We start from the raw sequence: 13,899 nt of genomic DNA on the forward strand, positions 1-13,899 counted from the left end.
GGTTTGCTATCGGACCCCATAGTCACTATTCGATCCAAAACGCCCGATATCCACCCTGTTTATGCCGAATAACGGCTCTCCAGTCCGAAACTCCTCCAAAAAGGCATAAAATACACAAATAGCTGCATCTCGGTCCGTTAGCATATCAGCTCATCAAACCATCAACCATCAACCATCAACCATCAACCATCAACCACCAGCCATCTGCTCATCAACCACCAGCCATCTATTCATCAACCACCAGCCATCTATTCATCAACCACCAGCCATCTATTCATCAACCACCAGCCATCTATTCATCAACCACCAGCCATCAGCCCATCAGCCGTCAGCTCATCAGCCGCTAGCAATTCTTCTAAAAAGTCTAATTTCTGCATATCACGTTCCAAATCCCTGCATGTTATCGCATTCACCGCTTTATATATTTGCCGTATCCGCATTTGTTTGCAACAAAAAAGGCGGCGTAAGCCGGGTTACCGGGATACGTCGCCGTTTGTATGGTGTTGTTATTATAACGTTGCAGTTAGGAAAGTTTGCCGTAAGCCGGGTTCTGTGCTCGTCGTGGTTCGATCGGGAACTACCCTCCCACCATAAGCGACAATCATCTATCTAGGCCATACATTACTGCACAGCTCCAGCGACCAACCTAGACGCGCCTCAGGCTAAGGCTGCTTATTCAGCTGCGTCTCATTAGGTCTTGCTCCAGATGGGGTTTACCAGGAACGAAGTCACCAGCGTTCCTCGGGGTCTCTTACACCTCGGTTCCATCCTTGCCTGTGCCGCCCTAAGGCAGCCATCGGCGGTCCATTTCTGTGGCACTATCCTTCAGCTCGCGCCGACTGGACGTTATCCAGCATCCTGCCTTATGGAGCCCGGACTTTCCTCCCGTGACGTCTTCACGTCACCGGCGATTGTCTGTCAAACTTTCCGAACAACATTATATATTATACAGACATCACATGTCTGGCACAAGCATTATTAAATGGCAATTTTATAGGAACTTAAATGGCTCCGTATTCACCTGCGAAGCATGCACAGCTGTATCATACTTATGCTCGGCCAATTTTCCAGCCATCCACTCCGCTACTTTCTCTTTCATGATCTTCTCCGCATTATGTCCCGGATCAATCAGAGTGATTCCGGCGAGCGCAGCATCCTGAACTGTATGATAATCCAGATCCCCAGTAACCAGGACATCCGCACCGCGGAAAATAGCACTGTTATAATACTTTCCACCCGAGCCGCCGAGAACGGCAGCTTTACGAATCGGACGGTCCAAATCACCAACAACCCGTACATGGTCTACCTTCAGGCCTTTTTTTACCGTCTCCACGAATTGTCCAAGGGTTGTAGGCTCTTTGAGCTTTCCTACCCGCCCAAGTCCTAAGCTGCGGCCTTTAAGATCCATTGAGTACAAATCATAGGCAACCTCTTCATAAGGATGGGCCTTAAGCATAGCCTGCACCACTTTATTGCGGATGGAGTGCGGGACGATCGTCTCAATACGAATTTCCTCGGCACGTTCCATCTTACCTTTTTCCCCGATATAAGGATCCGTGCCTTCTCCTGGAATAAAAGTACCGTATCCCTCGATATTGAAGCTGCAATGACTATAGTTGCCAATTGCCCCTGCTCCAGCATTCAGGATAGCATCCAGAACCTTCTGATGATGATCCTTCGGCACAAATACTACCAGCTTTGATAATTGCTCGGAGTGAATGTCTTTGATGGGTACTCCGTTTTCTATGCCAAGAGCTTCAGCCATCCAATCATTCATTCCACCTTCGGTGACATCCAGATTGGTGTGGCTGATGTACACCGCAATGTCATTCTTAATTAATTTTTCATACATTTTGCCCGCCGGTGTGTCTGTCTGGATTCCTTGCAATGGACGGAAAATAATCGCATGATGCGCAATAATCAAATTGCAGCCTAGACGAATCGCTTCTTCAACTACCTCATCATTCACATCTAAAGCAACTAATACATTAGTGATTTCTTTTTGCAGCGTGCCCAGTTGAAGGCCAATTTTGTCCCAATCCTCAGCTAAATGCTTAGGAGCCAGTTGCTCCATATACTGAATTACTGTTTGTCCCTTGGCAAACATTGTAGCACCTCCGTAATTTCCCTGATCTGACCTTGAATCTGTTTCCGTTTATGCTCAGCAGATTCGAGTTCTGAACGTGACAACGATGTTAAAATGCCTTCCAATTTCTGAATCTCACCCTGCCACTTAGCAAAAAACACAGCATTTGGTGCTTGAAGCAGCCATGGTCCCATTTGAAGCAAGGCCTCTTGCCCAAGGACTTTAGCGGAATCCCCCAAGGTTAATTCACGATATACACTTTCATTTGTAATTCCAGCTTCCGTATTTTCTGGTACAGCCGTCAATACTTCATATAGCTTCCCGTCTTCTTCCAATATTCTCTCAGCTACGAGTACCCATTTATTATTTAATAACCAGCGGCGCAAAATATCCTCGCCTACATTCGGTTGAAGCAAAAGGGTTGTAACCTCTTTTAGCTTCCCCTGGCTTTGACCCCGGTCCAGAATCGCGGCAATTAATGCGCCTCCCATACCAGCAATCGTGATACAATTGACTTCACCAGGTTCCAGAACCTCAAGGCCATCTCCACGGCGCACCGAGATCACCTTCCCTAGTCCAGCCTCTGCAACGCCCTTACAAGCAGCATCAAAGGGACCCGGGTTTACTTCACCTGCAATTGCAAACACAGCCTTACCGCTTTCGACAGCGGCCACAGGAAGCAAGGCATGATCGGAACCGATATCTGCTAATCTGCTTCCTTGCGGAATTTGCTCCAGCAATTGCTGAAGCCGATCTGATAATTTCACATTGTTCATGTTGCCACCCACGTTATCCATTTTTTTCGAAACCCAAACAACAAAGCTAACCCTGCTGCAATCTTTAGGATCAGCATCAATGAAATCCACTGCGGATAATCCTGTCTTAATAAAAGAGCGTCAAGCTCTGGCATGATCCAAAGCGATACTCCCACTGCAAAATAAACACTGGCAACACCTCTTACCTTATGATGCAAAAGCCAGCTTAACCATACCATCAGCACACACAATGGCAGCCATAGGAACTCCAGTTCAAATATAGAGGCCTCCGGGCTTCTTCCACCGAAGAACCCTGCATACAGTAATGCCCAAAAAGCAAAACCACAGTACTGCAACAAACCTATCCGGAGTAAAAATCCCAAAATACACCATAACAAGCCGCAGCACCCAATTAGAATAGGCCTCCAGAGCTGAGGATCCAGATCATGCAAATCAATCAGCCATAGCCCAAAACCAAGCGTTAAAACACTGCCCAGCCCCGCTAGGATAAGACTGATAACATTGTTCCGGTCCTTATAAACGGCGGAGTATCCATAACAAATAATTAATACAGATAGTGCGGTTGCAAGTTGCAAAGGCCAGGGAAAAACGCTAAAATAAAGACTAATCAAGAAAATCAAGGAAATAATTCCAAAAGAAAACAGCCAAATTTTGATGCTTCCCTGCTGTAAATTTCTCAGCGAAATTGGATTGTTATCCTTATTCGCATCCTCATCGTCATACAGATTGGTTAAGAAATCGCAATACTGCTCTGGCAGCAACCGGCTTTTTCTCCAATACTGAATCTCTTTTATAATGATGTCGCGTTTTTCCAAATTCACTGGCTCATCCTTCTTTCCAGATACACAAGGTCAACACATTTTTTACCAGCGTAAATTCAAATAAAAGAACCTCCTGCCACTGAGCAGCAGAAGGTCCAGTTCATGAAATACTATTCAAGGAAATCCTTAAGCCGTTTACTGCGGCTAGGGTGACGAAGTTTGCGCAATGCCTTGGCTTCAATCTGGCGGATCCGTTCCCGGGTAACACCAAACACCTTGCCGACTTCTTCAAGCGTTCTTGTCCGTCCATCATCAAGGCCAAAACGCAGGCGAAGTACATTCTCTTCACGCTCCGTGAGCGTGTCCAGCACATCCTCCAGCTGTTCCTTCAGGAGTTCATAAGCCGCTGCATCCGCAGGAGCCAATGCTTCCTGATCCTCAATGAAGTCTCCTAGATGAGAGTCATCTTCTTCACCTATTGGCGTTTCCAAGGATACAGGTTCTTGGGCAATCTTCATGATCTCTCTAACTTTCTCCACCGTCAGTTCCATCTCAGCCGCAATTTCCTCTGGGGAAGGTTCGCGTCCCAGTTCTTGCAGCAATTGGCGAGAAACCCGAATCAGCTTGTTGATCGTTTCCACCATGTGTACAGGAATACGAATGGTACGCGCCTGATCCGCAATCGCACGAGTGATGGCCTGGCGAATCCACCAAGTCGCATACGTACTAAATTTGAATCCCTTGTTATGGTCAAATTTCTCTACTGCTTTGATCAGACCCATATTACCTTCCTGAATCAGATCCAGGAACAGCATACCGCGTCCGACATAACGTTTCGCGATACTTACTACGAGACGCAGGTTCGCTTCTGCAAGCCGGCGTTTAGCTTCTTCATCGCCATTCTTAATCCGCATAGCAAGCTCAACTTCATCGTCAGCCGACAACAAAGGAACGCGTCCGATTTCTTTTAGATACATACGGACAGGGTCATTAATCTTGATCCCTGGTGGCAGCGACAGATCGTCATCAAAGCTGAAATCATCGCTGTCTTTATCCTCATTATCCTCACTTGGTCGGAGGCTGTTAACCTCTTCATCGTTCTCGTTTACAACCTCAATTCCCAAATCACTGAGTTGCTCGTAGAACTCCTCCATTTGCTCGGGGTCTTGATCAAACGGCGATAATTTCTCCATAATATCTTTGTAATTTAATGATGATCTTTTCTTACCTTGCTCAATGAGCTGATCCTTAACCTGATCCAAAGTAAATTCTGCTTCCAATTCAGTATGCTGATCGTTCGCCATAATTCGACTCCCTCCTCCCTAGGTACATCCTGTCAACATGTCATTGTCTCTCTAGGGCTATAATCTCACTTGCTATTTGTGCCGCACGCAAAAAGTCACCTGACTTTTCAGCCTGAATCATCTCTTCACGCTTCTGTTCCATTTTGCGTTGCAGTGGGTATTTCCGCACTTCACGAATACAATCATCTAGAACCTGCATATTCCAGTCCGGAGGGGTATCCATCATGGATATTGATGTCGCAGTTTTCTCCAGACGATCATCCTGAAGTGATGATAGAAACCGGCTAATGCCGGGTGGTTTGCCTTGCGCGTAATAGGCATATAGATAAGCAGCAATTGCCGCATGATCAACGATGTTGAAATCTTCTCCGAGGCGTTCGCCCACATACGTGGCGGCTTCCGGGTCCTGAATCATAAAGGACAATAGACGCCGTTCCGCGACATGATAAGCGGGTAGTAAGGTCGGTGTCTGCACCTGCCCTTTTTTATGCCTACCATTATTCCACCTTTTGTCGTTATTATCCCCTTCAGGGATGTTTTTTTGCATCGATGCCCTAAGTAAATTACAATCCTGCTTCAAACTATCATAGGAAAGTTCGAGTTCAGCAGCGATTTCCTTCAGATAAACCTCTCGCTCTGTTGAGGAATGCAGTGAAGCAATAACTTCTAAGGCCTCCTTGACATAGGCGATTTTGCCATCTTCCTCTAGGAGTATATGGTTTTTTTTCAGATATATAAGCTTAAATTTTATGGATGAAACTGCTGAATCAATAACCTGATCTTTAAATCTTTCTCCTCCATGCTTGGAGATAAATTCATCCGGATCCACCCCGCTTGGCAGTAAGGCGATCTTTACACGCAGGCCGCTGCCTTCAAGCATCGGAATGGCTTTCATGGCTGCTGCTTGTCCCGCCCGGTCACCGTCGTATGACAGTATAATTTCATCAGCCAGGCTTTTCATCAGTGCCACATGACCCTCCGTCAAGGACGTTCCCATCGTTGCTACGCCGTTATGCACACCCGCTTCCCAGGATGAGATGACATCTCCATATCCTTCAAACAGGACGATTTGTCGAGTTTTGCGAATGGATGCTTTGGACTGGTGCAAATTGTACAATATCCGGCTTTTGTTAAACAATCTACTCTCCGGAGAATTTAAATACTTAGGTTGACCCTCTCCAAGTATTCTTCCGGCGAATGCGATTACCTTGCCTGTACGGTTGGCAATCGGAAAGATAATCCGGCCACGGAAACGATCCAAATAGCCTTTGCCCTCACCGCGGGCTGACAGAAGTCCGCCTTTCTCCATTTCCGCAAGGTCAAAATTTCGTTTTTCCAAAAACTGCAACAAAGTATCCCAGCGGTCCGGAGCGTATCCGATCTGAAACTGGTCAATCATTTTATCACTGAAGTTCCGGCCTCTTAAATAGTCCATAGCGGCTTTGCCGTGTTCCGTGTTCTTCAGCAAGTAATGATAGAACTTTGCCGACCATTCATAAGCTTGAATCAACCGGTCGCGTTCCGGATCAGGGGGAGACATCATACCTCCCTTACCTTCTGGAACGGGAATATCACTTTCTTCAGCCATTATTCTGACAGCTTCGGGGAAGGTTAATCCTTCGATTTCCATCCTAAATTTGATGGCATTTCCACCCATACCGCAGCCAAAGCAATGAAATACTCCCCGGTCGGGGGTAACAGTAAAGGAAGGGGTTTTCTCCGAATGGAACGGGCAGAGGCCCCATAAATATTTCCCCTGCTTGGACAAATGAACAACCTTACCGACTGTATCGACTATATCATGACGCGCAAGCACGCTTTCGATAACCTCTTCCGGAATATTGCCGTGTCCGCTAGCCACTTCAACCACCTTCATCTCTTAACAAATAAATATAATTCGCTATTGCTCCACATTCTCCTGCAAAAGTATTAAAAGTTTTGTCAGTTTATGTTGAAAATAAGTTTTTTCTTCTGCCGTTATGGGTTTTGGCCCCTTGGAATAATGTCCCCGTCTTCGTTCAACGGCCCTGGCATGTCTTCCCTCCAACATAAAATCCATCTTGAAATTGTCGTATTCCTGACCACGAAATGAAAGCACACTGCATCGTTTACCTAGTGCAAGTGCCGCAAGACCATAATCTTGAGTCAATACCACATCTCCTGCAGTAATATGATTGGCAATATATAGATCGGCACTCTGATCTCCTCGATCCACCTGCACAACCGTTACACCCTCTTCAGCTTTCAGTGCATGGTCATAAGAAGATACCATAAGTACCGGAACACCAAAGGTGCGACCTACCTCAGCGATCTCTTTTTTGACCGGACAAGCATCCCCATCCACCACTATCGTTCTAGACTGGGACTTCTCCATGATCATCACCAATTTCCCGTGTAATATATATACGCCCTCTCCGCAAGAAATCCTTCTTTCTAAGCATAAATACGGAACGGATGTCAAATGACGCATTGGCACCGTTCCGTATATTTATACCCCAAACCAACATTCTATACCATAAGATTCAAATTTTCTTGATTAAAATTACCAGACAAGCTTCGCGAAATCAGCGAACGACTTGGAGTCAGCATCAATACCAGCAAGCAGAGCCAAACGGTTAGCACGCACTTGCTCGTCCTCCGCCATAACCATAACGGAATCAAAAAATGTTGTAACGGCGTCTTTTAGACCCGAAAGAATCCGAAGTGCTTCTTCGGCATTTTTTGCCGCCATAGCTTCAAGGTAAGGTGCGTGAAGCTCCTGCCATGTATTAAAAAGCTGCAATTCAGCATCTTCTTTAAGTAAAGCAGGATCAATCACTTCACTGGTTGCTTTACTTGCCAAATTACTGACACGAGTAAGCGAATCTACGGTAATCTTGAAATCTGCTTGGTCGGACACAGCAGCCATAAGAGCACGGCTTCTGCCCACAACATCTACCACGTCGTCAAAACCAGCCGCTGTTACAGCGTCCACAACATCATAGCGTACATTGTCAGATAAAAGACGTTTTACACGCAGACCGAAGAACTCGTACAGGTTTATACGTAGTTCATCTCCAGAATGTTTCGTATTTCCTGAATTTTCATGAATTTCAATCGCCGCTTCAAAAATTTCGCGCAGCGTAATTGGCAATTTATGCTCAAGCACAATTTGGACAATACCTGCAGCCTGACGGCGCAGGGCATATGGATCCTGAGATCCTGTCGGGATGATGCCGATGGAGAAGCAGCCAACAATCGTATCGATTTTGTCCGCTATGCTGACAACTGAACCTGCTTCTGTTGAAGGTACAGCATCTCCTGCAAATCGTGGCTGATAATGCTCGAAGATCGCTTTTGCCACAGTTTCAGGCTCGCCTGCTTTACGTGCATAATCTTCACCCATTGTTCCTTGCAGCTCAGGAAATTCATAAACCATTTGTGTTACAAGGTCGAATTTACAAATATCCGCAGTGCGACTTACTTCGGACACAGCAGAAGCTGATAGTCCAAGCTTCACAGCCAGACGATCAGAGATTTGGCGAATACGGCGCACCTTATCCCCTACGCTGCCCAAATCTTCATGGTAAACAATGTTTTCAAGCTTGGCTAACGCATCGTCAATCTTCATCTTTTGATCTTCTTGATAGAAGAATTTGGCATCTGATAGACGAGCACGAAGCACTTTTTCATTTCCCTTAGCGATAACATCCAAGGATTCTGCATTCCCGTTACGTACAGTTACAAAGAATGGCAGTAGCTTGCCAGCTGCATCAAAAACAGGGAAATAACGCTGATGCTCACGCATCGAGGTAATCAGCACATCCTGAGGAATCTCTAAGAAAGATGGATCAAAGGTTCCAAAGAGCACGGTTGGTGTTTCTACCAAGAACAGTACTTCTTCCAAAAGATCTTCTTTAATCGCAATCGTCCAGCTTTTCTCTTCAGCTAATTTGTTGATTTGAGCCAGGATAAGCGTTTCCCGTTCCTTCACATCCACAAGTACATGCTGCGCACGCATGCTCTCCACATATTGTGCAGGCTCCGAGATTACAGTCTCTGTACCGAGAAAACGATGTCCACGGCTCACATTACCCGCTTTTACATCCGTAATTTCCAAATCAATGATCTCTTTACCAAAAAGAGCAACCATCCAGCGGATCGGACGAACGAATTTAAAATCGTAAGCTCCCCAGCGCATGTTCTTCGGGAAAGTCATTGCATTTACAATACCCAGAAGTCCTTCTGTGAGCAAAGAAGCAGTCTCTACACCCGCACTATTTTTTGTGGCATAAATATATTCCACGCCAGCTAGCTCTTTAAATGTAAATTGCTCTGGAGATACACCTTGACTGCGGGCAAATCCTAGCGCAGCTTTACTCCAGTCGCCGTTAGCATCCAGCGCGATTTTGCGTGAAGGTCCTTTGACCTCTTCGCTAATATCCTCTTGCTTCTCAGCCGCGTCCTTAACAAATACAGCGAGACGACGTGGCGTAGCATATGCAGTAACTCCAGCATGGTTTATACGTGCAGAATCCAACCACTTGGACATTCTATCTTGCAGCTGTTCCATCGCAGCACGGATAAAACGTGCAGGGATTTCCTCCAGACCGATCTCAAACAGGATATCTTTAGACACGGTCAGCACCTTCTTTCTTCAGCAGCGGGAAGCCAAGCTTCTCGCGTTCCTCAAGATATGTTGCCGCTACGGAGCGGGCAAGATTACGCACTCGGGTAATAAATCCAGTCCGTTCAGTTACACTAATTGCCCCACGCGCATCGAGTAGATTAAAGCTATGTGAGCATTTCAACACATAATCGTAGGCTGGAAACACAAGATGTTTCTCCATCGCTCTACGTGCTTCCTCTTCATACATGTTGAACAGCGAGAATAACATTTTTACATCCGATACTTCAAAAGTGTAGGTAGAATGCTCGAACTCCGGCTGATGAAAAACATCACCATAAGTCATACCGCTTACCCATTCAAGATCAAACACATTTTCTTTATCCTGAATGTAAGAGGCTAAGCGCTCCATCCCGTAAGTGATTTCTACAGCAACAGGGTTAGCTTCGATGCCACCTACCTGCTGGAAGTAAGTAAATTGAGTGATCTCCATACCGTCCAGCCATACTTCCCATCCCAGACCCGCACAGCCCAGTGACGGATTCTCCCAGTTATCCTCTACAAAACGGATGTCATGCAAGAGCGGATCAATACCGAGTGCTTTCAAGCTATCCAAATAGATCTCTTGAATGTTATCTGGTGAGGGTTTGATGATTACTTGGAATTGGTGATGCTGATACAGACGGTTCGGGTTCTCTCCATAACGACCATCGGAGGGACGACGTGAAGGCTCTACGTAAGCCACTCTCCAAGGCTCAGGACCTAGCGAGCGTAAAAAAGTCATAGGGTTCATCGTGCCGGCGCCTTTTTCTGTGTCATACGGCTGTACGATGATACAGTTCTGTTCAGCCCAGAACTGCTGCAGTGTCAAAATCATCTGCTGGAAGTTCATAATACCGTCTCCTTCGCTTTACAAGTTTTTTACAACAGCTTGCCTAAAACTTTCTACCATGGAGGCGGCACTTTTAGCTCCTGACAGCAACAAAAAGCCCCCGCCCCCATGCCTGATTAACAGACATAGGGACGAGAGCTTAACTTATTCTCCCGCGGTTCCACCCTACTTGATTTCATACCTTGTATGAGCAAGTTTACTGCCAAACAAGAACGAAATCCACTTTCATTCGCCGCATTCGTACTCCCGGGTGCCATGTTCATGAACGTTGTCCCGCTAGGCTTCCACTGCCCCCAGCTCGCTGAATAACGACAATACAGTCCACTACTTTCCCGATCAATGCACGCCTCTCCCCAATTGGAGCATAACGACGATCATATAATAAACTGATCCTATAGTAACGGAAAAATCAGCTTTCGTCAAATCTTGTACTTGTCGAGCTGGTCTAGGAAACTTTGTGACTTCAGCTTTAATCCGAGTTGCACATCTATAAAGGCCCGCATAATTTTTTTCAGCTCATCCCGGCTGCTTTCCTTTACATCCACATTGCCTAGTCTAGTCAGGTCAAGTCTGGCGAATAATCGCAGCAGCTTCAACGCACGAGCAGAGACCTCCATGGCTGGAGGGTCATTATGTTTACAACTGCGGCACAGTGCTCCACCAAGGCGAGGGCTGACCAGCAGTTGATCATCCGGCTTCTCGGCACCACAAATTACACAAGAATCGAATTCAGGACCATAACCGGCTGCCTGTAAGATTTTCATTTCAAAGACATTTATGATAACGCCGGGTTCCTTGTCCTCTTCAAGTGCATTAAGACAGGCCGTAAGCTGGCGAAACCAGAAGCTTCCCGTTTCCTCATCATGCAGAACACGATCAAGCAGTTCACACGCATAAGACGCATAAGCAGCTTTGATCAAATCCTCACGCAGCGGATGGTGCGACTTCGTAATTTCGCCAGAATTCAGTGTCCCAAGTCCTCCATTATTTCTAAAAAAAACAAATTCCCCAACGGTGAACAGTTGGATCAATGCAGCATGGCGGCTTTTGACCTTCTTTGCGCCACGCACCAGAACCCCTACTTTTCCCGCGTTCTCGGTGCAAAGCGTAATAATTGCGTTCCCCTCGCCGTAGTCCATGCTGCGGATGACGATCCCTTCCACCCTGTGTAGCATGCCTCTTCCCCCAACCATTCGGCAAGCAACCAATCCTTATTGCGCTTCTTCATCACAGGCCTTCTCTTCCTCCACTAGCTGTAATCCACTATCTTCAAGCGGATGGCCAGCTTCCTTATACAGCAGGTAAGCATCGACGTCTCCTGTCATTGCAAAATACTTCCACGAAAAGTTTCGCATTCGTATTCATCCTTTCTTGGGAAAGACGATGTCTCTTATCAAGAATTAGGATGGTGCGATGGAGCAGGTTCTATCCTTGCAATTCCTACCAAACGAGGAATAACGGAATTAACTTAAAGGTCTTTATGGAAGCCCAAATCCCGCAGAACGCGGTCCTGATTGCGCCAATCTTTTTTCACTTTTACCCATAGCTCCAGAAAAATCTTCGAACCCAGCAGGTTCTCAATATCTGTCCGAGCCCGTCTGCCGACCTCTTTCAGCATTGCCCCTTGCTTGCCGATAATAATTCCCTTTTGCGAATCACGCTCAACAAAAATAACAGCTGAAACATGCACCACTCCATTAGGCTCAACCTTCATATCTTCGATGGCTACAGCAATAGAGTGCGGCACTTCTTCACGAGTCAAATGCAGAATTTTCTCCCGGATTAATTCCGCGCAGACAAATTGCTCGGGGTGATCCGTGATTTGATCTTCCGGATAATACTGAGGGCCTTCCGGCAAGTACTTGGCAACCTGCTCTAACAACGTGTTAACATTGCTGCCCATCTTCGCAGAAATCGGAATAATTTCGGCAAAATCATGAAGCTTGTTATATTGAGCCATAAGCGGGAGCAGAGCTTCCGGCTCTATTTTATCGATCTTGTTGAGCACCAGAATCACCGGTGTCTTCAGACCATTTAATTGCTCGGCAATGTAACGGTCTCCACCGCCCAAGCCCTCTGACGCATCCACAAGGAATAACACAGCTTCTACTTCACCCAGTGTACTCATTGCAGTCTGGTTCATGTAGTCGCCTAGCTTGGACTGTCTTTTATGAATTCCCGGTGTATCCAGGAATACGATTTGTGAAGTGTTTGTTGTGTAAACACCATGGATTTTGTTTCTGGTTGTCTGTGGCTTATCCGACATAATGGCAATCTTCTGGCCAATGACCTGGTTCATGAGTGTTGATTTACCTACGTTTGGTCTGCCGATAATTGCGACAAAGCCTGATTTGAATTTCATATTATCTTCCTTCCATACTTACCTTCTAGTTCAATCTTTTTCAATCATTCAATCTTTTTTTAAAAGCTTTTTAGATCCCCCTAAATCCCCCTTACCCAAGGGGACTCCACGGGTCCCGGTCCTCTGGACATCCGGAAATAGGGGCACCTGCAACGTTCGGCAGGATTAGAGGGACGGTCGTGCAGGAGCGCTTTTGTGCCCTGTTGGGGACACACTACACTGTCACTTATTAACACGGTTCGCATTAAGCTCACCATAGATAAAGATTACTGAGATGCAGCTTACAGTCAGGGTTCAAGTTACGATGTGCAAAGAATCGCTGGCGGCTTTTGCCGTGGCGCTTACCTCGTAATGTTACTCTAAAAACAAATAGTTTGCACCAGTTTAGCCTAACTTGGTAGATAGAACACTTTTAATTGTACTTTGTACAACTAATTTTAGGTTGAGTTTATGTTTTTGGTGTTTTAGTTGTATTTTGTGCAATTAAATCCTGTCTTAAGAGCCAAATATGGGCTTTATCATAAATTTAATTGTACTATCTGCAACTAAATTCATTTTTGTCGCGAAAGAGTAGCAATTTAACTGTACATTGTGCAATTAAAGTAGCAACCTTCGTCTAACTATGCCTGATTTGCCCTTAAACAGGCACAGGCATTAAATCAAAACCTCATTTTATTCTGGAGCTTGTCCTTGCTTCAGATCTACGGGACCAAAAGCGCCTGGAAGCAATTCTCCCACCGTAGTCTCAACGATATCACCCTTCATGTTCCCAAGAATAACCTTCATATCCGGCGAACACAACTCAATCATTACTTGCCGGCACACACCGCAAGGTGAAACTGGGCCGTCCGAGTCAGCTACTACGGCAATTGCTTTAAAAGAACCAATAGCGTGACCGTCCGCAATCGCACGAAATAATGCTGTCCGTTCCGCACAGTTGGTTGGGCCAAAAGCTGCATTTTCCACATTACAGCCGTGGTGAATATGACCATCCTGATCAAGAAGGGCAGCTCCCACTCCGAATCGGGAATATGGAATGTAAGCTTTTGATCGTGCTTTAATCGCCTCTTGCATAAGAAGAGTAGAATCCATATATTGTCCTCCTAAAGTTT

The 13,899-nt window shown here is 46.0% G+C and carries 12 protein-coding genes and 1 other RNA gene; all 13 read right to left on the bottom strand.

Annotation, left to right across the window (positions count from 1 at the left end; translation table 11 throughout):
* Positions 1-524 precede the first annotated feature (524 nt).
* An RNA gene (rnpB, locus tag NYE58_RS28145) (RNase P RNA component class A) lies at positions 525-927 on the bottom strand.
* 64 nt (positions 928-991) lie between these two features.
* Entirely contained in the window at positions 992-2,107 is a 1,116-nt protein-coding gene (locus NYE58_RS28150; protein ID WP_076098536.1) for a Nif3-like dinuclear metal center hexameric protein, read from the bottom strand.
* Complete coding sequence (locus NYE58_RS28155) at positions 2,083-2,853, bottom strand: tRNA (adenine(22)-N(1))-methyltransferase (protein ID WP_076192145.1); 771 nt, start codon at positions 2,851-2,853, stop codon at positions 2,083-2,085. The genes NYE58_RS28150 and NYE58_RS28155 overlap by 25 nt, the downstream gene beginning before the upstream one ends.
* A gap of 5 nt (positions 2,854-2,858) precedes the next feature.
* Positions 2,859-3,683, bottom strand: coding sequence for a hypothetical protein (locus NYE58_RS28160; protein ID WP_036683797.1), 825 nt, complete (start codon positions 3,681-3,683; stop codon positions 2,859-2,861).
* A gap of 110 nt (positions 3,684-3,793) precedes the next feature.
* Positions 3,794-4,927 carry an RNA polymerase sigma factor RpoD gene (rpoD, locus tag NYE58_RS28165; protein ID WP_036683799.1) on the bottom strand — a complete coding sequence of 378 codons (1,134 nt, stop codon included), beginning with the start codon at positions 4,925-4,927 and terminating at the stop codon, positions 3,794-3,796.
* A gap of 40 nt (positions 4,928-4,967) precedes the next feature.
* A complete protein-coding gene (dnaG, locus tag NYE58_RS28170; protein WP_232061436.1) occupies positions 4,968-6,803 on the bottom strand; it encodes a DNA primase in 1,836 nt (611 codons plus the stop codon).
* Positions 6,804-6,827: 24 nt separating this feature from the next.
* Positions 6,828-7,307, bottom strand: coding sequence for a YaiI/YqxD family protein (locus tag NYE58_RS28175; protein ID WP_076103766.1), 480 nt, complete (start codon positions 7,305-7,307; stop codon positions 6,828-6,830).
* Between the two features lie 162 nt (positions 7,308-7,469).
* Positions 7,470-9,545 (bottom strand): glycine--tRNA ligase subunit beta, encoded by a 2,076-nt coding sequence (gene glyS, locus NYE58_RS28180; protein ID WP_341003593.1) that lies wholly within the window; start codon positions 9,543-9,545, stop codon positions 7,470-7,472.
* Positions 9,538-10,425: a glycine--tRNA ligase subunit alpha gene (gene glyQ / locus NYE58_RS28185; RefSeq protein ID WP_036683820.1), complete on the bottom strand. Its 888-nt coding sequence runs from the start codon at positions 10,423-10,425 to the stop codon at positions 9,538-9,540. Before glyQ ends, glyS begins: the two co-directional genes overlap by 8 nt.
* Positions 10,426-10,844: 419 nt before the next feature.
* Entirely contained in the window at positions 10,845-11,600 is a 756-nt protein-coding gene (recO, locus tag NYE58_RS28190; protein WP_341003594.1) for a DNA repair protein RecO, read from the bottom strand.
* 36 nt (positions 11,601-11,636) lie between these two features.
* The gene (locus tag NYE58_RS28195; RefSeq protein ID WP_076098533.1) at positions 11,637-11,780 is read right to left on the bottom strand and encodes a YqzL family protein; all 144 of its coding nucleotides are present in this window, start codon (positions 11,778-11,780) and stop codon (positions 11,637-11,639) included.
* Between the two features lie 113 nt (positions 11,781-11,893).
* Positions 11,894-12,787: a GTPase Era gene (gene era / locus NYE58_RS28200; RefSeq protein WP_036683823.1), complete on the bottom strand. Its 894-nt coding sequence runs from the start codon at positions 12,785-12,787 to the stop codon at positions 11,894-11,896.
* Between the two features lie 672 nt (positions 12,788-13,459).
* Positions 13,460-13,879 carry a cytidine deaminase gene (locus NYE58_RS28205; RefSeq protein ID WP_076221046.1) on the bottom strand — a complete coding sequence of 140 codons (420 nt, stop codon included), beginning with the start codon at positions 13,877-13,879 and terminating at the stop codon, positions 13,460-13,462.
* Positions 13,880-13,899: the final 20 nt, after the last annotated feature.

It is taken from the genome of Paenibacillus sp. FSL L8-0708 (assembly GCF_038009325.1).
Lineage (GTDB): Bacteria > Bacillota > Bacilli > Paenibacillales > Paenibacillaceae > Paenibacillus_AQ > Paenibacillus_AQ odorifer.

Excerpts from the sequence above, each read along its gene's own strand:
- NYE58_RS28175 (WP_076103766.1), bottom strand. The coding sequence starts at position 7,307 with ATGATCATGGAGAAGTCCCAGTCTAGAACGATAGTGGTGGATGGGGAT.
- rpoD (WP_036683799.1), bottom strand. The coding sequence starts at position 4,927 with ATGGCGAACGATCAGCATACTGAATTGGAAGCAGAATTTACTTTGGAT.
- NYE58_RS28205 (WP_076221046.1), bottom strand. The coding sequence starts at position 13,879 with ATGGATTCTACTCTTCTTATGCAAGAGGCGATTAAAGCACGATCAAAA.
- dnaG (WP_232061436.1), bottom strand. The coding sequence starts at position 6,803 with ATGAAGGTGGTTGAAGTGGCTAGCGGACACGGCAATATTCCGGAAGAG.
- recO (WP_341003594.1), bottom strand. The coding sequence starts at position 11,600 with ATGCTACACAGGGTGGAAGGGATCGTCATCCGCAGCATGGACTACGGC.
- glyQ (WP_036683820.1), bottom strand. The coding sequence starts at position 10,425 with ATGAACTTCCAGCAGATGATTTTGACACTGCAGCAGTTCTGGGCTGAA.
- NYE58_RS28195 (WP_076098533.1), bottom strand. The coding sequence starts at position 11,780 with ATGCGAAACTTTTCGTGGAAGTATTTTGCAATGACAGGAGACGTCGAT.
- NYE58_RS28150 (WP_076098536.1), bottom strand. The coding sequence starts at position 2,107 with ATGTTTGCCAAGGGACAAACAGTAATTCAGTATATGGAGCAACTGGCT.
- era (WP_036683823.1), bottom strand. The coding sequence starts at position 12,787 with ATGAAATTCAAATCAGGCTTTGTCGCAATTATCGGCAGACCAAACGTA.